The organism is Spiroplasma endosymbiont of Apeira syringaria, assembly GCF_964020205.1.
Lineage (GTDB): Bacteria > Bacillota_I > Bacilli_A > Mycoplasmatales > VBWQ01 > Spiroplasma_E > Spiroplasma_E ixodetis_A.
Genome location: NZ_OZ026543.1, coordinates 137,456 through 159,697 on the forward strand (window position 1 = coordinate 137,456; position 22,242 = coordinate 159,697).

The 22,242-nt window shown below is 22.7% G+C and carries 33 protein-coding genes and 1 pseudogene; 26 read left to right on the plus strand and 8 right to left on the minus strand.

The genetic code is table 4. From position 1 onward, the window contains the following. Nucleotides 1–102 precede the first annotated feature (102 nt). From AACL02_RS00820 to AACL02_RS00885, 14 genes are all read left to right on the plus strand, one after another. Nucleotides 103–567: a hypothetical protein gene (locus AACL02_RS00820; protein WP_339042163.1), complete on the plus strand. Its 465-nt coding sequence runs from the start codon at nt 103–105 to the stop codon at nt 565–567. A 154-nt stretch (nt 568–721) separates the two neighbouring features. Beyond that, nucleotides 722–919, plus strand: a complete 198-nt coding sequence (locus AACL02_RS00825) for a hypothetical protein (RefSeq protein WP_174480508.1) — start codon at nt 722–724, stop codon at nt 917–919. Nucleotides 920–937: 18 nt separating this feature from the next. Next, entirely contained in the window at nt 938–1,096 is a 159-nt protein-coding gene (locus AACL02_RS00830) for a hypothetical protein (RefSeq protein ID WP_339040940.1), read from the plus strand. Continuing rightward, on the plus strand, nt 1,086–1,268 hold the full coding sequence (locus AACL02_RS00835; RefSeq protein WP_339040942.1) for a hypothetical protein: 183 nt from the start codon (nt 1,086–1,088) through the stop codon (nt 1,266–1,268). The genes AACL02_RS00830 and AACL02_RS00835 overlap by 11 nt, the downstream gene beginning before the upstream one ends. 2 nt (nt 1,269–1,270) lie before the next feature. Beyond that, nucleotides 1,271–1,477 (plus strand): hypothetical protein, encoded by a 207-nt coding sequence (locus tag AACL02_RS00840; RefSeq protein WP_281748643.1) that lies wholly within the window; start codon nt 1,271–1,273, stop codon nt 1,475–1,477. A 51-nt stretch (nt 1,478–1,528) separates the two neighbouring features. Then, on the plus strand, nt 1,529–1,681 hold the full coding sequence (locus AACL02_RS00845) for a hypothetical protein (protein ID WP_339042165.1): 153 nt from the start codon (nt 1,529–1,531) through the stop codon (nt 1,679–1,681). Then, nucleotides 1,674–2,399, plus strand: a complete 726-nt coding sequence (locus AACL02_RS00850) for an ERF family protein (RefSeq protein ID WP_339040946.1) — start codon at nt 1,674–1,676, stop codon at nt 2,397–2,399. Before AACL02_RS00845 ends, AACL02_RS00850 begins: the two co-directional genes overlap by 8 nt. Before the next feature lie 102 nt (nt 2,400–2,501). Further along, nucleotides 2,502–3,068, plus strand: a complete 567-nt coding sequence (locus AACL02_RS00855) for a hypothetical protein (protein WP_339042167.1) — start codon at nt 2,502–2,504, stop codon at nt 3,066–3,068. Between the two features lies 1 nt (nt 3,069). Beyond that, a complete protein-coding gene (locus tag AACL02_RS00860; RefSeq protein WP_339040950.1) occupies nt 3,070–3,204 on the plus strand; it encodes a hypothetical protein in 135 nt (44 codons plus the stop codon). Continuing rightward, nucleotides 3,204–3,353, plus strand: a complete 150-nt coding sequence (locus AACL02_RS00865; RefSeq protein WP_339042169.1) for a hypothetical protein — start codon at nt 3,204–3,206, stop codon at nt 3,351–3,353. The genes AACL02_RS00860 and AACL02_RS00865 overlap by 1 nt, the downstream gene beginning before the upstream one ends. A 215-nt stretch (nt 3,354–3,568) precedes the next feature. Beyond that, nucleotides 3,569–3,832 (plus strand): hypothetical protein, encoded by a 264-nt coding sequence (locus AACL02_RS00870; protein WP_339042171.1) that lies wholly within the window; start codon nt 3,569–3,571, stop codon nt 3,830–3,832. A 308-nt stretch (nt 3,833–4,140) separates the two neighbouring features. Then, nucleotides 4,141–4,653: an IS1595 family transposase gene (locus AACL02_RS00875; RefSeq protein WP_281749673.1), complete on the plus strand. Its 513-nt coding sequence runs from the start codon at nt 4,141–4,143 to the stop codon at nt 4,651–4,653. Nucleotides 4,654–4,788: 135 nt separating this feature from the next. After that, on the plus strand, nt 4,789–5,238 hold the full coding sequence (locus tag AACL02_RS00880; protein ID WP_339042173.1) for a hypothetical protein: 450 nt from the start codon (nt 4,789–4,791) through the stop codon (nt 5,236–5,238). Nucleotides 5,239–5,317: 79 nt separating this feature from the next. Beyond that, nucleotides 5,318–6,091: a hypothetical protein gene (locus AACL02_RS00885; RefSeq protein ID WP_339042175.1), complete on the plus strand. Its 774-nt coding sequence runs from the start codon at nt 5,318–5,320 to the stop codon at nt 6,089–6,091. Nucleotides 6,092–6,259: 168 nt separating this feature from the next. On the opposite strand, the gene AACL02_RS00890 is transcribed toward AACL02_RS00885, so the two are convergent. Then, nucleotides 6,260–6,694, minus strand: a complete 435-nt coding sequence (locus tag AACL02_RS00890; RefSeq protein ID WP_339042177.1) for a hypothetical protein — start codon at nt 6,692–6,694, stop codon at nt 6,260–6,262. Nucleotides 6,695–6,773: 79 nt separating this feature from the next. Next, nucleotides 6,774–8,951 carry a hypothetical protein gene (locus AACL02_RS00895; RefSeq protein ID WP_339042179.1) on the minus strand — a complete coding sequence of 726 codons (2,178 nt, stop codon included), beginning with the start codon at nt 8,949–8,951 and terminating at the stop codon, nt 6,774–6,776. A gap of 175 nt (nt 8,952–9,126) precedes the next feature. On the opposite strand from AACL02_RS00895, the gene AACL02_RS00900 reads away from it, so the two are divergent. Genes AACL02_RS00900 through AACL02_RS00915 form a run of 4 tightly spaced genes read left to right on the plus strand, consistent with a single transcriptional unit; the run spans nt 9,127 to nt 10,929 of the window. Further along, nucleotides 9,127–9,405 carry a transposase gene (locus AACL02_RS00900; protein WP_339040199.1) on the plus strand — a complete coding sequence of 93 codons (279 nt, stop codon included), beginning with the start codon at nt 9,127–9,129 and terminating at the stop codon, nt 9,403–9,405. Nucleotides 9,406–9,446: 41 nt separating this feature from the next. After that, nucleotides 9,447–9,848, plus strand: a complete 402-nt coding sequence (locus tag AACL02_RS00905) for an IS3 family transposase (RefSeq protein WP_339042181.1) — start codon at nt 9,447–9,449, stop codon at nt 9,846–9,848. 47 nt (nt 9,849–9,895) lie between these two features. After that, complete coding sequence (locus AACL02_RS00910; RefSeq protein WP_422397831.1) at nt 9,896–10,747, plus strand: transposase; 852 nt, start codon at nt 9,896–9,898, stop codon at nt 10,745–10,747. A 41-nt stretch (nt 10,748–10,788) separates the two neighbouring features. Further along, the gene (locus AACL02_RS00915; protein WP_339042185.1) at nt 10,789–10,929 is read left to right on the plus strand and encodes a hypothetical protein; all 141 of its coding nucleotides are present in this window, start codon (nt 10,789–10,791) and stop codon (nt 10,927–10,929) included. Here AACL02_RS00915 and AACL02_RS00920 read toward each other — a convergent pair. Next, the gene (locus AACL02_RS00920; RefSeq protein ID WP_281747836.1) at nt 10,915–11,736 is read right to left on the minus strand and encodes an IS1595 family transposase; all 822 of its coding nucleotides are present in this window, start codon (nt 11,734–11,736) and stop codon (nt 10,915–10,917) included. The genes AACL02_RS00915 and AACL02_RS00920 overlap by 15 nt on opposite strands. Between AACL02_RS00920 and AACL02_RS00925 the strand changes: the two genes are divergently transcribed. Then, the gene (locus AACL02_RS00925; protein ID WP_339042187.1) at nt 11,682–12,533 is read left to right on the plus strand and encodes an IS3 family transposase; all 852 of its coding nucleotides are present in this window, start codon (nt 11,682–11,684) and stop codon (nt 12,531–12,533) included. The two genes, AACL02_RS00920 and AACL02_RS00925, sit on opposite strands and share 55 nt — an antisense overlap. Before the next feature lie 76 nt (nt 12,534–12,609). Further along, entirely contained in the window at nt 12,610–13,059 is a 450-nt protein-coding gene (locus AACL02_RS00930; protein ID WP_339042189.1) for an IS1595 family transposase, read from the plus strand. 40 nt (nt 13,060–13,099) lie between these two features. On the opposite strand, the gene AACL02_RS00935 is transcribed toward AACL02_RS00930, so the two are convergent. Continuing rightward, the gene (locus AACL02_RS00935) at nt 13,100–13,489 is read right to left on the minus strand and encodes a hypothetical protein (protein WP_339042191.1); all 390 of its coding nucleotides are present in this window, start codon (nt 13,487–13,489) and stop codon (nt 13,100–13,102) included. Between the two features lie 312 nt (nt 13,490–13,801). Next, on the minus strand, nt 13,802–13,981 hold the full coding sequence (locus tag AACL02_RS00940; protein WP_339042193.1) for a hypothetical protein: 180 nt from the start codon (nt 13,979–13,981) through the stop codon (nt 13,802–13,804). Here AACL02_RS00940 and AACL02_RS00945 point away from each other — a divergent pair. Next, on the plus strand, nt 13,927–14,748 hold the full coding sequence (locus AACL02_RS00945) for an IS1595 family transposase (RefSeq protein WP_339041234.1): 822 nt from the start codon (nt 13,927–13,929) through the stop codon (nt 14,746–14,748). The genes AACL02_RS00940 and AACL02_RS00945 overlap by 55 nt on opposite strands. A gap of 1,127 nt (nt 14,749–15,875) precedes the next feature. On the opposite strand, the gene AACL02_RS00950 is transcribed toward AACL02_RS00945, so the two are convergent. Then, nucleotides 15,876–16,301 (minus strand): hypothetical protein, encoded by a 426-nt coding sequence (locus AACL02_RS00950; RefSeq protein ID WP_339042195.1) that lies wholly within the window; start codon nt 16,299–16,301, stop codon nt 15,876–15,878. A 33-nt stretch (nt 16,302–16,334) separates the two neighbouring features. On the opposite strand from AACL02_RS00950, the pseudogene AACL02_RS00955 reads away from it, so the two are divergent. The 3 genes and pseudogenes from AACL02_RS00955 to udk form a co-directional block, all read left to right on the plus strand. Beyond that, nucleotides 16,335–17,345, plus strand: a pseudogene (locus AACL02_RS00955) (IS256 family transposase); the annotation flags it as partial. Between the two features lie 90 nt (nt 17,346–17,435). Further along, nucleotides 17,436–17,861: a Holliday junction resolvase RuvX gene (gene ruvX / locus AACL02_RS00960; protein WP_339042199.1), complete on the plus strand. Its 426-nt coding sequence runs from the start codon at nt 17,436–17,438 to the stop codon at nt 17,859–17,861. Between the two features lie 16 nt (nt 17,862–17,877). Then, nucleotides 17,878–18,501, plus strand: a complete 624-nt coding sequence (udk, locus tag AACL02_RS00965; protein ID WP_339042201.1) for a uridine kinase — start codon at nt 17,878–17,880, stop codon at nt 18,499–18,501. Nucleotides 18,502–18,596: 95 nt separating this feature from the next. Here the strand turns inward: udk and AACL02_RS00970 are convergent, their stop codons facing one another. Continuing rightward, nucleotides 18,597–19,535 (minus strand): hypothetical protein, encoded by a 939-nt coding sequence (locus AACL02_RS00970; protein WP_339042203.1) that lies wholly within the window; start codon nt 19,533–19,535, stop codon nt 18,597–18,599. Nucleotides 19,536–19,949: 414 nt separating this feature from the next. Here AACL02_RS00970 and AACL02_RS00975 point away from each other — a divergent pair, with 414 nt between their 5' ends. Together AACL02_RS00975 and AACL02_RS00980 are read left to right on the plus strand one after the other, a co-directional pair. Continuing rightward, entirely contained in the window at nt 19,950–20,693 is a 744-nt protein-coding gene (locus AACL02_RS00975; protein ID WP_339042205.1) for a hypothetical protein, read from the plus strand. Nucleotides 20,694–20,795: 102 nt separating this feature from the next. Further along, nucleotides 20,796–20,927 carry a hypothetical protein gene (locus AACL02_RS00980; RefSeq protein ID WP_339042207.1) on the plus strand — a complete coding sequence of 44 codons (132 nt, stop codon included), beginning with the start codon at nt 20,796–20,798 and terminating at the stop codon, nt 20,925–20,927. Between the two features lie 85 nt (nt 20,928–21,012). Here AACL02_RS00980 and AACL02_RS00985 read toward each other — a convergent pair whose 3' ends face one another. Next, on the minus strand, nt 21,013–21,999 hold the full coding sequence (locus AACL02_RS00985; protein ID WP_338978706.1) for an OTU domain-containing protein: 987 nt from the start codon (nt 21,997–21,999) through the stop codon (nt 21,013–21,015). Nucleotides 22,000–22,242: the final 243 nt, after the last annotated feature.

Consider the following 22,242-nt stretch of genomic DNA (forward strand, 5'->3'; position numbering starts at 1 on the left):
AGTAGCATAAGCCTTACGTAGAGTAGTAGAAGTATTTAGTTAGTAGTATATAAGCCTTTTATCACTGTAGGTGATAAGGCTTATACGTAGAAAGGATTCGTAATGATTAATGTTAATTTAGATATTAAAAATAAAGTTAGAGAAACAACTAAAGGTATGTTATTAGAAATTGGTGAATATGAAACATGATTTCCAATTAAAGATACTACTATTAATCAAAATAATAAAAAAATAACATTAAAAATAATTGAAGATTTTAATTATAAATTAGGTAAAAAATCAATTACAAAAGATATTGAAAGTATTAAAGGTAGTGATATTTTAAAATATATTAAAAATATTTCAGATATTACTACAAATGAAAATGAATTAATATCTTGTGAATTTTATGAACAATATAATGGTTATTATATTTTTACAAATGATAAAAATCAAGAATGTTTTAAATATAACATTACATGAGAACAAGATATGAAAAGTTTTAAAATAAATAATCCATATAATGATAATGATTTAGCAATAAATTATATTGTTACACCAATGAAAGATATAAATACTCATAATTAAAAAATATTTTATTTAAAGTATTAAAGGAAATTAATATGTTATTAAATATTGAAAAAATTGAATTAATTAAAAATTTATGTAATGAAAAATTACTTAAAAATAAAAAATATATTGAAATACAAGAAATATTAAAAATTATAGAAAGAGATTAAAAATGGAAGAAATAGATAATTTAGAAATACAAGAAGATAATAAAGAATTACAAAATAAATTATTAAAAGAACAAATTGAATTAATTGAAGAACAAAAAGAATTTTATAAAAAATCATGAAAAAGTAGAATTGTATTTTTAACAATTTGAATAATTATTATGATTTTAACATTAATAATTATTGCTTCTAAATATTCTTAATTAAAGGAGTTAATATAAATGATTAATTTAAAAGAAGATAAAAGAATATATTTAAAATATGAAGAAATTGAAAAAATATTTGGTTCATGTGATATATGTAATAAAAATTCATCATTTGCAAATAGAACTTGTAATAAATGTTTTTATAAATTAATAGGTGAAAAAAATGAAATGTAATATTCATAATGAAAAATATATTTGAATTAGTGAATTAGATAATAATTATTATTGTAATAAATGTATAGATGAAATGATTGAAGAAGATATGTATTTAACATCAAATAATTGAGATTCTTTATATGAATATTATATTAATGAATTACAATTAGAAAATTTTAAAGGAGTGTAAATATGAATAGATTAGAATTAGAAAATGCAAGAAAATTAATAGAAAAATTTGAAGAATTACAAGAAGAATTTAATGACAAATATGAAGATTTAGAACTTAACATTGATGCTGATTATGAATTAAACATTAGGAATGATTATTTTACATATGAAGATGTAAACAAATTAGAACAAGCAATTATTGATTATAAAAAAATTATTAAAGGTTAAAGGAGATGAATAAATATGGTAGCAACTCCTAAAAAGAAACCAGAAGATTTAATGACTAAACAAATTATTATTCATTTAAGATTTACTGAAAAAAATTATGAAAAATTAAAAGAAATTTGTGAAGAAAAAAATATGAAAATTAATGGATTTATAAGAAGTTTAATTAAAAATGAAATAAATAGAAAGAGTGATTATAATGAATAATTTATATAAAAAAATACTTAAATTACAATTAGAAATTGGTAGTACACCTAAAAATGGTTTTAATACTCATGGTAATTATAAATATTGATTATTAAGTGATATTTTTAATAAATTTAAATTATTATGTAAAGAATTAAATATTGTGATTTTACATGAAGATATATTAACAACTGATAGAAAAATAAATTATTTAGAGACTAAAGAAGTAGAAATAACATATTTTAAAAGATATACAATTATTGATTTAGATAATGATAAAGAAATTAAATATTTTGATATACTTGCTTGTGCTAAAAATAAAGATGTAGCAAAAGCAAAAGGTAGTGCAGAAACTTATGCTTATAGATATTTTTTAATGAATTTATTGTTATTAAGTGAAGATGAACTTGACCCAGATAATGATAATGTTAATTTAGATATTAAAAATAAACAACAAAATAATTATATTAATAATAATGTAAAAATACAAAATGAAAAATGAGAACCAAGTGAAAAACAATTAGATTATTTTGAAAAATATATGATTACAAATACAGTTTTATTTGATGAATGTATCAGAGAAGATATGGAAAGATTAAATCCAAATAATAGTAAAGATTTTTTAATATTAATGGGTGAAAATTATTTAAAAACTTTATTTGATAAATTTAAAGAAATTCGTGAAAGATTTAAAAATATAAAAACTAATAATAAAAATGAGTATAGAAATTATGAATAAATGTAAATATTGTAATAAAAGAATTTGATTAACAAATTATTGATGTATGAATTGTTTAGAAATATTAGTTATGAATTTAAATAAAAATAAGTAGAAAAAATAATGAATAATTATTTACTTTCAATTGACCCAAGTATAAAAAATACTGGATTTACTTTATGAGAAAAAAGATGTCATGTAATAGATTGTGAAAATAATAATTGTATTGAATTAAAACTATGAACACCAATATGAATTAAAAGTTATAGTTTTGAAAAATTTAAAAATATTAATCGAACATTTGATGAACAAATAATATTTGAATTATTTATGATTGGTGAAATTGGAGATTTTGATAATATGAATATAATTATTGAACGTGGTACTTTTCATAGTAAAAATGGTATTGGTTATGAAACACAAGAACATTTAAGAGGTTTTATTGCTGGACAATTTAATAAATTATTAACAAAAGATATGTTAATAAGTCCTTCTTCATGAAAGAAATGATATATAAAAAAATATCATTTACAAAGTATTAATTTTAAAAATAAAAATTGAAGTAAAGAATTTTCAATAAGTATGACAGAAAGTTTAATAGATGAACAAGGTTGAAATATAAAAATATCAAATCATGATGAAGCTGATAGTTTATTAATTGGTTGATATTATTTAAATAAGGAGAAATAAAATGAGTAAGTTTGAAACAGATTATTATGCAATGAAAAGTATACAAGAATTTAGTGAAAATATAGGCAAATTAAAAAAATTAAAAAACTTAGAAATATCAATTAATTTATGTACTTGTAAAAAGGAAGTAAAATAATGCAAAAACAAAAAAAAGAAAAAGTATTACTTAAATGTATTGTTAAAGATTGTAATAGTAAAGTATTAGTTACTTTAAAAACTTTAAATATAGAAAGTAGTACAGAGCAATTTTTTAATATGTGTTATTTTCATAAAAAAACAATTTAAAAATAAAATAAAAGAAATAAGAGAATCTTATAAAGATAAAAAAGTTTAAATAAGTATAAAAAAAATAATCGTGTAAAATAAAATCATAAAACTTAATGTAAATGTAATTTTTAACTCATTACTTTTAAGAAAATAATAAATTAATTTAATAAAAAAAATAAAGGAGTTTATTATAACAAATGCAAATTTATTGTAAACATATAGAGATGTTTATTATGACAAATAAATATTTAGATGATTATTATGGTCAAGTAGAAAATGAAAATATAAATCAAAATGAAAAAGAAATTAAAAAAATGTGAGCTTATATTTTATATTATGAAGAACAAAACTCTTTTAATTTCTTATTTAATCAAGATTTTAATAATATTGATTTATCAAAAATGGATATGAATATGACGATGATATTTGATGAAGAAAATAAATTAATACAAAATAAATTACGGACTTCTCCCCACATGTACTTGTGGAGGGAATAATGAAACTGAATGAATTCAACAATGCTTTTCAAACTGAACAGCAATGTCTTGCATATATAGCAAATTTGAAAGAAAACAAATGTATTAGGTGTTTTAATTTTAATTTGAATACTTCTGATTTAAAAAGAATGAGATGTTTAAAATGTAATCAAACATTTAGCATTCTCACAGGCACCATATTTTCAAGGTCACAAACATCTTTAACATCTTGGTTTTATCTTATCTTTAGATGAATAAACACCAAACATGGAATTCCATCAACAGATATTGCAAAAGAATTGGGAGTGACTTTGAAAACTGCTTGAATAATGACTCATAAAATCAGAACACGTATTGCAAAACAAAAACCTCAATTTATTGTTGAAGGTACAGTGCAAATTGATGAAATGTATCTTTCACATATGGGTTTTAAAAAACAAGGAAGATCCTTGGTGAATAAAACCTTGATTGTTGGCATTTATCAAAAAACAACCAATAATTTAATTGTGAAAGTATTGAAAAACGCAAAGAGTAAAAATCTTTTGCAGTTTGCAAAAAACCACATTTCTTCAAAATGTCTTGTATATACTGATTCTTGAAAAGGATATTGCGATTTTAAATCAGTTTTCACTAAGCATGAAACAGTTAACCATCAAGATGGCTATGTTTCAAAAATTGGTGTAAATACCAACCAAATTGAATCAGTTTGAAAACATATAAGAAGAACATTTAAAACACATATCAAAGTTGCAAAACATCATGTTCATTTATATGCTAAAGAAGCTGCATATAAATTCAACAAGATACCTAGTTTTGAAACTGTAATTCTATGTTTGATTTAAAAATGTGGGGAGAAGTCCGTAGATAGGCTTTTCTCAGCATTTATGTGATAAAATTAAAATAGTACATAAAGGGAGAAAAGCCATAAATTAATAAAAAGTGAAATTGAAAGAAATATAAATAGAATGTGACATAATATGATAAATAACTTAAAAAGTGAAAACGATGAAATTCAAACTAAATTAATAAAAAGTGAATTCAAGTTTGTGGAAGTTAATATAGAAATTAAAAAAATAAAAGAAGAAAATAGTAAATTAAAAGAAATTGAACGTATTACCAGTAATAGTCCAAAATTTATTGATATTTTGGAAAATCTTAAAAATCAAGGTATAGAACATAGAACACCTAGTCCTTTTTTTCCTTCACCATTAGTTAATAATGAATTTTCAATTGAAAAAATACTTGAAGAAGAAAATAGAATTTTAAAACAAGAAAATAGTAAATTAAAAAAAGAAAATATTTATTTAAAGAAAGAAAAATCTAGTAAAAAAAAATACCAATTAAAAAAATTAAATGAAACTAAAAATAAAATTAATTTAAAATTAAAACAATTACAATCTAAAAAAAATGCAAATATTATAAAATAATTATGACTAAATTAAAAAATGACTTATAAGTAATAAGATAAACTTATAAAATATTTAAATATTGAAAGGATAAAATAAATTGAAAACTTTTATAAAACCAATTTTAAATCATTCAAAAAAAGGAAGAAAAATTATAAAAAAATTAAACTTAAAAAAAGAAAATAATCATACAACTAAAGTTATTTATCAAAAAATTGAAAACTTTTTAATAAAAGATAATTTAAATCAAGAAACAAATGAAAATTATATTAAATTAAAATTAAATAATATTTTTCAACATCCAAAACTAGGTAAAAAAGAATTAAAGTCAATAACTTGCAAAAAAATAAATGAAAATGATGAAATTATTAGTGATGAAATTTATATTAATTTTAAAGAATTAAATAATTATGATTATAACATTGAAATTCAGAAAATAGAAAATGAAAATATAGACGAAAAAATAAAAAAATTAAATGAAACTAAAAATAAAATTGAAAATCATATGAAAATTTTAATTAAAATTAACAATGAATTCATAAATCATATTAATAAAGATGAACTTGAAATTAAATTTGAAAAATTAAAAAATAATTATAATTATTCAAATTTAACTACTATTTCAGAATGAAGTGCTAATATAACTAATTTAGGTGCTGGTGCGACTGCATTTGTTCCTAATGTTGGTTCTATAATTTCTCCTATTTTAACAATGGCTTCTGCTAGTTGTTCAATAATAAATAGTGTTATTAAAGATAAAGAAAATAAATCCATTGAAGATAGTATTAGAAATGAAATAAATAATTTAGAAATAATTGAACAACCTTCAACAAGTACAGGAATATATAATTCAAATTTCTCTACAAGATTATAACTAAAATTTAAAAATATAACAAAAAAGTTACCAATAAGGTAACTTTTTAATTAGATGTCAACCTAATTATATAAGAATGAAGAATAATAAAACATCTGTAACTTACCTAAGTAAGCTCAGTACATTATAACATTAAATATTTAAGATTATGGGGAAGTATTATTTTGATTAGACTTTACCAGAAAAATCATTAAGATAATAAAAATTAACATAAGGTGCATATTTAACAATAGTAATATTACCATTAGAAACAATAGTATTATTTAATTTATCTTTTATTTCACTTTCGGTATTATTCATATTTAATCCATATACATTTAAAAATTTACTAAACATTGTTCCGCTAATTTCAATTTTTATATATCATTCTTTATTATAAAAATCATTAAGAGAGCCGGCATTATCTAATACATAACTTTTATAAAGGTTTAAATCCATTACTGGAATTGACATATTAATAATAATAACATTAAATTTACTAATTTTATCAAATTTTGCTGTAAAATTTTGTGGAAGACCTTGTTCAATGCCACAAGCAGTAGTAACTGTCACTGATATTGTTGTTAATTTAATAATACTTAATAAGTTTAAAATATGTTTCATATGAAAATACCCCTTTTATTATAATTAATATAACCTAATTTATCTAATCTATTATAAAAATTATAAAAAAAAATAATTTTTATCTTGCATTTAACACAATTTTATTAATTATTAAAGAATTGTTATTTCCATTTTTTATATTACCAATTCTATTATCAATTTCATTTGGTGTACAATCTAACTCAAAATAAGAAGTTGAAGTACCAATATTTCATATTAAACTATTTGATGAATTATCAAAATTTATACCACATAAAGGAATGTAATCTAATACATTATTATAATTTGTTCCTTGACCATTAAACTGTATTTCAAATTTTGCTTTTTGAAATACATAAGTTCATTGTGATTGTGAATAAGCATAAGCAATATAACCACGGCCATGTGGACTTTCTCAACTATTATGAATAAAATCATTTTTCATTATTCTTGAAAAATGATTATTAAATAATAAATCATTTAATAAAATTGTTTTAGTAGTTGTTACATTATCTGGATTTTGAAATGAAGCATTGTAATTAAAACCTTGTATAGCAAAATTAGTAGTTAAATCAGCATTTATATAATATTCAATAGTTATTGATTTATAATATCTTTTTAAATCATTAAAAGTATTAATTAATAAAGTTGGGTCTAATAATGATTTTAAATCAATAGAATAAATTTTTAAATCATTTTCATTTATATCACCAATTTCAGTACTACCATATCAATTAGAATAATTATCTGTAATTTCAGAACTAATTAAATTTACATTTTGATTAATATATTTTGCAGATACTTCCTTTGAACTTAAAATTGTTATATTTTTTGCTATATTTTGTGGACTTGGTGGTAATATTTTTGCTGGATAACTAAATGTTGTTTCTTCACTTTCAGAATATTCATCATGATTTAATTTATATAAAGTTGTTCAATTAAAAGCATTACCAGTTAAATAACCCATATTATTATAACGAAATTGTGCAACTGATATTTCATTATAATCACCTTGATAAGTAAAAGGATTATCACTATAAAATGTATGTCTTTCTTCACCTTGATGTAATGATTGAGTTACAATTGTATCAATAATATAAGCATAATTTGAACCATCAATAACTCCATTACTTGTAGGATTTCATTGACAATCTTTATCTTCGTTTGTAAATGGTGAAGCAATATCTAAAAATTCAGTATCTTCTGCTAAAATATAAACTTTATTATTTTTCTTTTGTGATAAATCAACAGTTGATATTTGTTCTTTTGTAGTTAATTTCTGACCACTATTAGGGTCTCATGGATATACTGATACTCTATCACTTAATTTCATAGTCATAGCAGTTGTTGAAACATTAGCACCTAATAATTTACCAATAGTAAAATCATTATCATTTGTAAATGCATTTAATGGAATTAAACCACCATTACCAATAATACTTTCTAAATTACTTGTAAAAAATGCACTCATAAAACCATTAAAATATAACATTTTTTTATATTGTTGAGCATTTTGAGTAATAACTCAACTACTTCATATACCTAATGTTAAAGCATTTAATAATTTACCAATTAAAGGAATATCACTTAATGCAAATGGTAATCATTGTTGACTATCATAAGGCATTTGTATTAATGGTGAAAATACTACACTATTAAAATTTAATATTGCTGACATATATTTTTGACTTATTTTACTATAATCTACAGTTGGACTTCCTATAATTAATCCACTTTCTGGGTCTTTATATTTAAAATTACTTGACATATCAACATTATAATTACCAGTTAAATTATTTATATTTCATTCACTATCTCAAAAGAATTTCGCTTCTCCTACTGATGTACCATTACTTAATCTTGCTTTATCTTTATCAAAAGATAACATACCTTTAAAATCTTTTGTTACAAATAAATTATCTTGAAAATTTAATGAAGTTTTTAATCATTCTGTAAAATTTTTAAAATTAGTAAATCCAGTATGTTTTGCATCCATAATATTATAAAATGTAGTTTCTGGATGACTACTTGTTGTTATTTTATCATTTATACCAGCAATTAAACCACCATTATTTTTAATATCAGTTGTAGATTTTTCATTATTACCAGCAATAAATAATCTTCTTGAAGCAAATACTTTACTTTCAAATATTTCTTCATTATTTTGTTGTATTGGTTCTTGACCTTGAATTATTGGTCTTCCATAATAATAACAACTTGTTAATAATTCTAATCCATAACTTTGTCTATGACTATATCTTACTCCTATATCACTCATTAAAGTACGATTTAAAGTTACTTTTCCTTGTTGAATAGTAGGGAAAGCATAACCACTACCTGGGCTTGCATATTGTACAAAATCAAGTGTATTTTGACCAGTAGAAACTTGGATGGGTTACACTTTATTGGACACTAATTACGTAGACAAGTGAACAAAGAAAGGAACTATAATTATGGCCAATATTAACTCATATACCGATGAATTTAAAAAACAAATAGTAGCTTTATATCAAAGTGGCAAATCAGTATCTTGCCTTGCTAAAGAATATAATGTTACAAGAGCAGCTACTTACAATTGAATTAAGCAATTTACTAATTCAGGTAGTTTTAAAACTAAAGATAATCGTTCTGTTGAAGAAAATGAATTAATTAAATTAAGAAAAGAATTAAAACAATTAAGAATGGAAAATGATATTTTAAAGCAAGCAGCACTAATAATAGGCAGAAAATAGAAATTATTGTCAAAAATAAAGTTAAATATAAAATTCGCACAATGTGTCATTTTTTAAAAATCTCTAAATCAACATATTATTTTAATTTAAAGAAAAAAGAAAATAAAATCAAAAATAATATTTATGATGAAGCTGTTATTAGTGCTTTTAAAGAAAATAAAGAAGTTTATGGTACTAGAAGATTAAAAGTCATTCTAGAAAACCAAGAAATTTATTTATCAAGACGAAAAATTAAAGAAATTATGAATAAACATAATTTAATATCAAAATACACTAAATTATCATTCAAAAATTATCATAATAAAGTCAATGATAGTCAAATAACCAATCTTGTTAATAGAAAATTTAATAATAGAGTTAAAAATGAAGTTATTGTTAGTGATTTAACTTATGTTCGGAAATGTTTAGTAATCTGTGTAACTTACAAAAATAACTATGTTTAATTAATTCTAGTAAATATAATTAAATGAATAGAAAGAGTGAGTTACAGATGGCTAAAAAAGATAACTTTAATAATAATGATCCAATATCAAAAGCAGTAGATTTATTACTAGAAAATACTGAAGATTTAACAACAGTTTTTAAACCTGGCGGTTTATATAAAGAATTAACAAAAAGATTAGTTGAAAAAATGTTGAATTCTGAAATGCAAAATTATTTAGGATATGAAAAAAATCAACATAGTACTACTGAAAATGCTCGTAATGGTACAAGTTCAAAAAAATTAATAACTCAACAAGGTAAAATTGAAATTGATGTACCAAGAGATCGCAATAGTAATTTTACTCCTGTAATAGTTCCTAAAAGGCAAAGAAGATTTGATGGTTTTGATCAACAAGTTCTTTCCTTGTATGCAAAAGGAATGACATTATCTGACATTAGAATGCAGTTGCAAGAGTTATATCATGGTGCTGATATTAGTGAAAGTGTTATTAGTCAAATTACTGATGATGTTATTGATGATGTTAAAGCATGACAAAATCGACCATTAGAAAGTTGGATGGGTTACACTTTATTGGACACTAATTACATAGACAAGTGAACAAAGAAAGGAACTATAATTATGGCCAATATTAACTCATATACCGATGAATTTAAAAAACAAATAGTAGCTTTATATCAAAGTGGCAAATCAGTATCTTGCCTTGTTAAAGAATATAATGTTACAAGAGCAGCTACTTACAATTGAATTAAGCAATTTACTAATTCATGTAGTTTTAAAACTAAAGATAATCGTTCTGTTGAAGAAAATGAAATAATTAAATTAAGAAAAGAATTAAAACAATTAAGAATGGAAAATGATATTTTAAAGCAAGCAGCACTAATAATAGGCAGAAAGTAGAGATTATTGCAAATAATAAATCTAAATATAAAATTCGCACAATGTGTCATTTTTTAAAACTCTCTAAATCAACATATTATTTTAAGGCTTTTCTCCCTTTATGTACTATTTTAATTTTATCACATAAATGCTGAGAAAAGCCTATCTACGGACTTCTCCCCACATTTTTAAATCAAACATAGAATTACAGTTTCAAAACTAGGTATCTTGTTGAATTTATATGCAGCTTCTTTAGCATATAAATGAACATGATGTTTTGCAACTTTGATATGTGTTTTAAATGTTCTTCTTATATGTTTTCAAACTGATTCAATTTGGTTGGTATTTACACCAATTTTTGAAACATAGCCATCTTGATGGTTAACTGTTTCATGCTTAGTGAAAACTGATTTAAAATCGCAATATCCTTTTCAAGAATCAGTATATACAAGACATTTTGAAGAAATGTGGTTTTTTGCAAACTGCAAAAGATTTTTACTCTTTGCGTTTTTCAATACTTTCACAATTAAATTATTGGTTGTTTTTTGATAAATGCCAACAATCAAGGTTTTATTCACCAAGGATCTTCCTTGTTTTTTAAAACCCATATGTGAAAGATACATTTCATCAATTTGCACTGTACCTTCAACAATAAATTGAGGTTTTTGTTTTGCAATACGTGTTCTGATTTTATGAGTCATTCTTCAAGCAGTTTTCAAAGTCACTCCCAATTCTTTTGCAATATCTGTTGATGGAATTCCATGTTTGGTGTTTATTCATCTAAAGATAAGATAAAACCAAGATGTTAAAGATGTTTGTGACCTTGAAAATATGGTGCCTGTGAGAATGCTAAATGTTTGATTACATTTTAAACATCTCATTCTTTTTAAATCAGAAGTATTCAAATTAAAATTAAAACACCTAATACATTTGTTTTCTTTCAAATTTGCTATATATGCAAGACATTGCTGTTCAGTTTGAAAAGCATTGTTGAATTCATTCAGTTTCATTATTCCCTCCACAAGTACATGTGGGGAGAAGTCCGTATTTTAATTTAAAGAAAAAAAATAAAATTCAAAATAATATTTATGAACAAGCTGTTATTAGTGCTTTTAAAAAAAATAAAGAAGTTTATGGTACTAGAAGATTAAAAGTCATTCTAGAAAACCAAGAAATTTATTTATCAAGACGAAAAATTAAAGAAATTATGAATAAACATAATTTAATATCAAAATACACTAAATTATCATTCAAAAATTATCATAATAAAGTCAATGATAGTCAAATAACCAATCTTGTTAATAGAAACTTTAATAATAGAGTTAAAAATGAAGTTATTGTTAGTGATTTAACTTATGTTCAAGTAAATGGTAAGTGAAACTATATTTGTTTATTAATTGACCTATTTAACCGCGAAATAATTGGACATAGTGTAGGTACTAAAAAAGATGCATCATTAGTATATCAAGCATTTATGCACTCAAATCGCTGTTTAAAAGATATTCAAATATTTCATAGTGATCGCGGTAATGAATTTAATAATAAAATTATTGATAAACTTTTACTAGCATTCAATATTAATCGCTCTTTAAGCAAAAAAGGTTGTCCTTATGATAACGCTGTTGCTGAATCAACCTTTAAAACTTTCAAAACCGAATTTATTAATGATAAAAATTTTACATCATTAATCCAATTAAAATTAGAATTATTTGATTACATCAATTGATATAACAACATAAGAATTCACGGCACTTTAAACTACTTAACTCCAGTTAATTATCAAAAACAAATGTCTACCAAAAAATAGTCCTAAAAAGGGTTGCCATTCCAAAATCAGAACACGTATTGCAAAACAAAAACCTCAATTTATTGTTGAAGGTACAGTGCAAATTGATGAAATGTATCTTTCACATATGGGTTTTAAAAAACAAGGAAGATCCTTGGTGAATAAAACCTTGATTGTTGGCATTTATCAAAAAACAACCAATAATTTAATTGTGAAAGTATTGAAAAACGCAAAGAGTAAAAATCTTTTGCAGTTTGCAAAAAACCACATTTCTTCAAAATGTCTTGTATATACTGATTCTTGAAAAGGATATTGCGATTTTAAATCAGTTTTCACTAAGCATGAAACAGTTAACCATCAAGATGGCTATGTTTCAAAAATTGGTGTAAATACCAACCAAATTGAATCAGTTTGAAAACATATAAGAAGAACATTTAAAACACATATCAAAGTTGCAAAACATCATGTTCATTTATATGCTAAAGAAGCTGCATATAAATTCAACAAGATACCTAGTTTTGAAACTGTAATTCTATGTTTGATTTAAAAATGTGGGGAGAAGTCCGTAGATAGGCTTTTCTCAGCATTTATGTGATAAAATTAAAATAGTACATAAAGGGAGAAAAGCCATTAATAATTATATTACTATTATTTGTTTCTATATCTTGATTATCTATTAAATCATCAAACATCTCTCTATGATTTGTTCTTAAATAAGCTCATTCATATTGAGGTACTTGTGTAACATTTTTTAATCTTGCAATTCCTATTTTTAAACATGCTTTATCATATTCTTTAAGAAAATCTTTTTGTCATTTTGTCGATCTTCTTCGGCAATCAAATATATATTTATTATCAACATTTAAAATATAATTTAATTCTTGTTTAGTACATTTTTTTAAATTATCTTTATTTTCTCTTAAATATTCTTGTATCTTTTCTTTATAATTACCTAATTCTTTTCTTTGTTTTGGCATATTATATCACCTATATTCAATAATTTATATATTAATTATAACATTTTAAGCAAATTATTTTCCAACACTCACTAGTTAATTATTGTTATACTCAAAGTCATGTATTTAGAAAGGAAAAAGCATTATGATTTTACTATCTGAAAAACTTGACAACTATCAACATAAAATTAATCATGAAAAACAAATGTTATTAGATTATGATAATAAAATATTAAAATATGATAATAATTGATTTTTAAATGAATATGATAGAAATAAATATAAATTAATAAAACGTAGAAAACATTTAATAAAAAGTGAATTTGGAATATCTTATTTACCATTAAGAACATATAAAAATAAATTAACAAATGAAATTATAACTCCAACAAGAACATATATTGATATTGATAAATATAAAAACGGACTTCTCCCCACATGTACTTGTGGAGGGAATAATGAAACTGAATGAATTCAACAATGCTTTTCAAACTGAACAGCAATGTCTTGCATATATAGCAAATTTGAAAGAAAACAAATGTATTAGGTGTTTTAATTTTAATTTGAATACTTCTGATTTAAAAAGAATGAGATGTTTAAAATGTAATCAAACATTTAGCATTCTCACAGGCACCATATTTTCAAGGTCACAAACATCTTTAACATCTTGGTTTTATATTATCTTTAGATGAATAAACACCAAACATGGAATTCCATCAACAGATATTGCAAAAGAATTGGGAGTGACTTTGAAAACTGCTTGAAGAATGACTCATAAAATCAGAACACGTATTGCAAAACAAAAACCTCAATTTATTGTTGAAGGTACAGTGCAAATTGATGAAATGTATCTTTCACATATGGGTTTTAAAAAACAAGGAAGATCCTTGGTGAATAAAACCTTGATTGTTGGCATTTATCAAAAAACAACCAATAATTTAATTGTGAAAGTATTGAAAAACGCAAAGAGTAAAAATCTTTTGCAGTTTGCAAAAAACCACATTTCTTCAAAATGTCTTGTATATACTGATTCTTGAAAAGGATATTGCGATTTTAAATCAGTTTTCACTAAGCATGAAACAGTTAACCATCAAGATGGCTATGTTTCAAAAATTGGTGTAAATACCAACCAAATTGAATCAGTTTGAAAACATATAAGAAGAACATTTAAAACACATATCAAAGTTGCAAAACATCATGTTCATTTATATGCTAAAGAAGCTGCATATAAATTCAACAAGATACCTAGTTTTGAAACTGTAATTCTATGTTTGATTTAAAAATGTGGGGAGAAGTCCGTAGATAGGCTTTTCTCAGCATTTATGTGATAAAATTAAAATAGTACATAAAGGGAGAAAAGCCTATAAAAATTATACAAATTGAGTTAATAAATTAATAATAATTAATGCAGATTTAAATAATATTACATATCCTATAATTAAACATAATTTAAAAATAAATATATCTTTATCAACTATTTGTAGAAGATTAAAAGAAACTATTATATTTGTTCAAGAATTACCAAAAGAAAAAAGACAAATATTACCAACTGATTATATTTATATACAATCAGATGAATCATATAATAATTTAATTGATAATAAGCAAAAAAGAAAATTTAGACACAGAACGGTAAGTATTAGTTTAGGTTTTGATTTAGAAAAATCTACTGATAATAGACATGTTTTAGAAAATAAATATATTTTTGTTATTTCAACTAGAAAAGGTCAAAGAATTACTAAAAAAGAATTTGGTAAATCAATAATAACTAATTTAGATAATATTTTTATTGGTTATACTAATGAAAATTTAAAATTAACTGGTGATGGTGCAACTTATCTTAAATCTACTGCTAATTATTTAAAAATTGATTATGCTGTAGATAAATGACATCCATTACAAAAATTAAAACAAGTATTTATTGTAGGAAAAGGTAAAAGAACAAAAGAAAATAATAAAAAATTAAATTATGCTTATTATAAATTATTTTTAAATGGTAATTATTATAAATTATTAGATTATTTAAAAGAAAATAATGCTGATGAAAAAATATATGAATATTTTAAAAATAATAAAAAAGGTATTGAAAATCAAAATGCTATTTGAAATATTGGTTGTAGTGCTGAAAGTGATGTTTATCATTTAATAAAATCAATATCTAATAATAATGCAAAAATTTATTCAAAAGAAGCATTTTTTAATTTATTAAAATTAAAACAAGCAAGAATAAATAAATTAAAAGTGTTTTTTTAAATTTATAAAATTTAATAAATATAAACCTAAATAGTTAGGAATTTTTGTTGTAAAATAGTAAAAATAAAAAATATATTTTGTTGAAAAAAATATAAAAATGGTATATAATTATACCAACAATTAATAATTTGTTTTATCTTTTATTTAAAGAAAATTAAATTATATCCACATTTGAAATACGTCCAAGATACATTTCATCAATTTGCACTGTACCTTCAACAATAAATTGAGGTTTTTGTTTTGCAATACGTGTTCTGATTTTATGAGTCATTCTTCAAGCAGTTTTCAAAGTCACTCCCAATTCTTTTGCAATATCTGTTGATGGAATTCCATGTTTGGTGTTTATTCATCTAAAGATAAGATAAAACCAAGATGTTAAAGATGTTTGTGACCTTGAAAATATGGTGCCTGTGAGAATGCTAAATGTTTGATTACATTTTAAACATCTCATTCTTTTTAAATCAGAAGTATTCAAATTAAAATTAAAACACCTAATACATTTGTTTTCTTTCAAATTTGCTATATATGCAAGACATTGCTGTTCAGTTTGAAAAGCATTGTTGAATTCATTCAGTTTCATTATTCCCTCCACAAGTACATGTGGGGAGAAGTCCGAAAATTAATAACTCAACAAGGTAAAATTGAAATTGATGTACCAAGAGATCGCAATAGTAATTTTACTCCTGTAATAGTTCCTAAAAGGCAAAGAAGATTTGATGGTTTTGATCAACAAGTTCTTTCCTTGTATGCAAAAGGAATGACATTATCTGACATTAGAATGCAGTTGCAAGAGTTATATCATGGTGCTGATATTAGTGAAAGTGTTATTAGTCAAATTACTGATGATGTTATTGATGATGTTAAAGCATGACAAAATCGACCATTAGAAAGTATTTATCCTATTGTTTATTTTGATTGTATAGTAGTTAAAGTACGACAAGATAAACGGATTATTAACAAATCAGTTTATATAGCATTAGTAGTTGATTTAGAAGGCAAAAAAGATGTTTTAGGATTATGAATTAGTGAAAATGAAGGTTATAAGTTTTGATTATCTAATTTCACAGAAATGAAAAATCGTGGCTTAAATGATATTCTTATTGCTTGTAGTGATAATTTAACAGGCATGTCAGAAGCAATACAATCAGTTTATCCTAAAACAGAACATCAATTATGCATTGTTCATCAAATTAGAAATAGTTTAAAATATGTTTCATACAAACATCGAAAAGGTCTAGTTGCAGATTTAAAACCAATTTATAGTGCATTTAGTGAAGAACAAGCAATGCAAGCTTTAGAATCGTTTGAAAGTAAATGAAATAAACAATATCCTCAAATTACTAAATCTTGATATAAAAATTGAGATAATTTAATGGTTTTTATTAGTTATCCAGTAGAAATCAAAAGAGTGATTTATACTACAAATGCTATTGAATCTGTTAATAGTCAATTACGAAAAATCATCAGAAATAAAAAAGTTTTTCCTAATGATATGGCAGTTTTCAAAATATTTTACTTGGCAATTGAAAATATAACAAAAAAATGAACATTGTCTATTCAAAATTGAAATACAGCAATTGCTCATTTTATGATAAAATTTGAAGACAGAATTAATCTAAATTAGTAACTTTGTAAAACAAAGATACACAGATTATTAAAAAGCCTCCATTTTTATTATACTTACAATATAAAAAATATTAAGTATAATAAATTTATGAAATATTTAGGCATTGATTTAGGTAGTAAAACATTAGGACTTGCTCGTGGTGAAGGAAAAATTGCTTTTTCTTGAAAAACTATTCGTTTCCCAGAGCATGATTTTAATAATGCTATTATCCAACTCCAAAATGTTATTAAAGAATATGATGCTGATATTCTTGTTTTTGGTTACCCTTTAAACATGGATAGCACAGTCGGCCCCAGCGCAAAAATTGTTTTAAATTTTATTGATAAATTTAAATTAACACAAAATAATGATAAACTAAATATTGTTTTACAAGATGAAAGAAGAACTACCTATTCTTCGCAGCAAATATTAATTAAATCTAATGTTTCTTCAAATAAAAAAAAACAAGTTAAAGATCAATTGGCTGCTGCTATTATTTTACAATCATACTTTGATAAAATAACTCAATCTTAAATTTTAGGAGATAAATGTGAAATATAAAAAAATTAATTTAATCGCTATCGCTGGCGGCAGTGCTTCAGGAAAAACAACAGTAGCAGAAAAAATTGCTGAAGCTTGTAATAAAAAAAATGTCATTTTTGTACAAATGGATAATTATTATCATGACCTTAGTAATTTAAAAGTTGAAGAAAGAAAAAAAACTAATTTTGATCACCCTAATGCTATTGATATGAAATTATTAATTCATGATTTAGAACAATTATTACTCGGCAATGCTATTGAAGAGCCTATTTATGATTTTAAAATCAATAGTCGCAGTAAAAACACTGAGATTATTGGTCCGGGTGACGTTATCATTCTGGATGGTATTTTTGCTTTAGAAAATCCTATTATTCGTGAATTATCTACTATCAAAATTTTTGTTGATAATTATAGTGATACTAGACTACTAAGAAGAATTAAACGAGATGTTAGTTTTAGAAATCGTACTCTTGACAGTGTTTTACAACAATATGCATTAACTGTTAAACCTATGCATGATGCTTTTGTTGAGCCAACTAAACGTTATGCTGATATTATTATTCCTTTTGATTTTCATAATACTGTAGCTATTGATATTATTGCTACTAAAATTAAAGCAATTATTAAATAATTGCTTTAAGCTTTAATTTTTAAAATAACAATAAAATGCATCTTTAAGATGCATTTTTAAATTGTTTTTTATTGTTTTTTAAGTTAACAAGAATATTATCAACTTAAATAATCAATTTTGTCTTCATTTAGAAGAGATAAAATATTAAATTTTTGTATTTGCATTACTTGCTCATAAACACTATTTTTTATTTCATATTTTTTTTCTATACTATCAATATTTAAAACTTCAATTACTGTATTTCCATTTTCATGTGTTACTAAACCAAGTTCATTATTTAAATTAAATAATGTTTGAACATTAATTGATAAATCTAATACATAATTTACTTTATTACTATCTAAATCACTATAATATAATTTTGCTTTTTTACTTGCTAAATTTAAACTATAAAAATATATTTTACTATTTATTTCTGTTATTCACATTGTATCGTTAATGTTAAAAAAATCATCTCCAATTATTGGTTTGGCTTCAGATTGACCTTTTTTTATAATTAACACACTATAACTTATAGGTTTATTTATAGATCTATAAATAACAAGATAAATATTTTCATTTTTATCAATAAATATAGAATTAACTATTAGATTGTTTGGTAAATTTATTTTTTCAGTAATTTCAGTATTAATATTATATTTATAAAAGCCATCAAAAGTTGATACATAAATATTATTTTTCAAATAAATAATATCAGTTACCATACCTGAAACTAATGGCATAGTTTTAGATTTATTTTTATTATTAAGAATTATTACTCAACCAGCAGAAGTTAAATAAATATTACCTTTAATATCAATTATCATGTGAAAATAACCTACTTTGAATTCTTTATTTTCTCAATAAATTTCATTATCTCTGGTACTGATATTATATTTTCAAATTTTTTGTCCAGGTGTATGAAGATCAGAACTATCAAAAGTTGTATAATACAAATTACCATTGTCATCCTGTGTTTGTTTTACATTTTTTGTTGATATTATATTTTTATAATTAAAGTTAGTATCTTGATAATTATCATATATTTTTTTCATTATATTATCCCCTTCATTCTTTTTTTAAAATAGTTATTTTTATTATTTCTTCTTTTAAGTACATATCAATAATTCTAGTAACTAAAATGAACAAACAATATCATATGCTTACTAGAACTTACTATAAAAGAAAAATAATTAGTAGTATTTTTTATTATCCATTATATTTTTATATTTCACATTATCTAGGTTAAACCTTGTTTACTTTAAAAATTAAAGTATCGGTCAAAAAATTCTATAAATTCTATAAATTTTATAAAAATAATTATATTTATTTATTTTCTATAAGTCAAATTTTAATAAAAATACAAATATAAATAATCAATAATAGTCATCAATATTTCTTCAATCAATTGTTGCAATTTGACATTAATGTAGCAAAAATGATAAAATAACACGTTGGAGTGGTTAAATATGAAAAGAAAACTAAATTATAAAAAAATATTAATTGCAACTGGTGTATTAGCTGTCGTTGCTACAAAAAGCACAAAATCAGAACCAAAAAAAGAATTAAGTTCTATCATTACTAAGTTAGAAGTTGACGGTAACAAATTTAATACCGAAAAAACAGTTCTTGATGAAATCATTAAAAAAAACAAAGATGTAACTGCTAATGATGTTGAAATTAAAAACTTCAAAGCAGCATCAGAAGGAACTGCTGGTTCAGCAGAACTACATGCTAAAGCCGACAGTAAATATACAGGAAAAGTTAACATTACAATTACTGCAAAAGACAAAATCGCTTTAGACAGTAAAATTACTAACAAAGAAGTTGACGGTAACAAATTTAATACCGAAAAAACAGTTCTTGATGAAATCATTAAAAAAAACAAAGATGTAACTGCTAATGATGTTGAAATTAAAAACTTCAAAGCAGCATCAGAAGGAACTGCTGGTTCAGCAGAACTACATGCTAAAGCCGACAGTAAATATACAGGAAAAGTTAACATTACAATTACAAAAATTGATACTGAAGAAGAAAAATTAGAAAAAATTATTAAAAAAATAAAAACAGCCGCTGATAAAGAAAGATATGGCAAGGAATATGTTGAGGCATATAAGGAATATTTTCCATTTCTTCAAAAATCTATCGAAGCAAAATTTAAAATAGATCCTTGAATTATAGATGTAAAACCTACAGAAATAAATAAAGAATAAATTTTTACAAAATTAGAAAATTATATTAGACAAATTAGAATATCACATTATAAAATTGGATTAATGGAACAAGGAATTTATTTTCATTTTAAACCAGAACAAATGATAATTACTGATAATCAAGAATTAAAACTTAATAATTTGTGAGTATTTTTACATAATTATGATGAAAACAAACATTTACCAAATTCTTTTTTTAATATAAATACAACTATTAAATACCAAGTAAAATAAATTTAAAATATACTAAAAATAACCAAATATTTGGTTATTTTTTATTAATATAACAAATCAATAAATATAAAATTGATAATACTAATTAATTAGTATTTGCATTAGTACTTTCTTTTAATAATTGTTGATCTCCTGTTTTTGAACTATTAATTATTGGTTTAATAAATGATTCAAAAACCAGATTAGGATTTGTAAATAATTGATCTTGATTATTTAATTCAAAAATAGATTTTTCTAATATTTCATTTTTTTGATGTGCTGGTACTTTAATTATATCTTCAATAAAAATATCAATTATAGCATTTTGTGTTTCTTCATTAATTTCTTTATCAGACAACTGATTTTTAAGTTTCAATCTAGCATTAATTAAAAAATCAGCACTTTCCTCTCTTGGAAATAAAATACTTTCTTGAAAACTATTATTACTTGAATTAACTTCAAATGAAGGCGTCACTACTTTTGTAGTTTCTTCCTCATTCCTTTTTGTTGGTGTTTGATTAGTAACATTTGAAAAATATTGATAATGTCGAGCTTGATAGTATAACTTCACCTCATTATTAGCAATTACATTATTATCTGGTTCAAATCTTTCCCTACTTGCAACATCAAAATCTTCATTAATTCTAATAATATTACAATTTAAAATATTACAAATTGCTTCAATTTCAACAGAACCTGTTATTTCGCCATTTTTTCTCATTTGTTCTAAAGTTTTTCTTATTTGTGTATCTTCACTATTGTTAGGATACAATTCTTTATTTTTTTTATTGATTTCACTTTCTAATAACATTGATCTAAAGTTAGCTTTATTATCTGGCCGTTTTGTATCTAAATTTGTTTCAATATAATCACAAATACGATTACGAAAGACTTTAACTAATTTTTCATTTTCTTTATCAGTAAAATTAAAATCAGCAAAATTAAAAATTCGTTCTCAACCGATTTCTATACCAAAAAGTGATTTATATCTTTTTTTAAATTGGTTTTTATTGGTTTTAACTTGTTCTAAATATGAAACAATTACTGCTCATAATAAACAATTGCCATCTCTTTGTACATCTTTAATTGCCATGGTAATGTGTGCTCCTTTAAAAGAAAAATAGTTACTTTAAAATAAAATAATAAACTAAAATTTTAAATAAATATATTGGGATTTTAATGCTCGTTGCTTTGCAATTCATCGCAAAATTGGTAATAAATATTACTACTTATAATATAACAAAAAAACAAAAAAATAATAGCAAATCATTATTAAAATATTATATATAAATATTTTATAATTTAATTTTATTTAATAAAAAATATATTATAATAC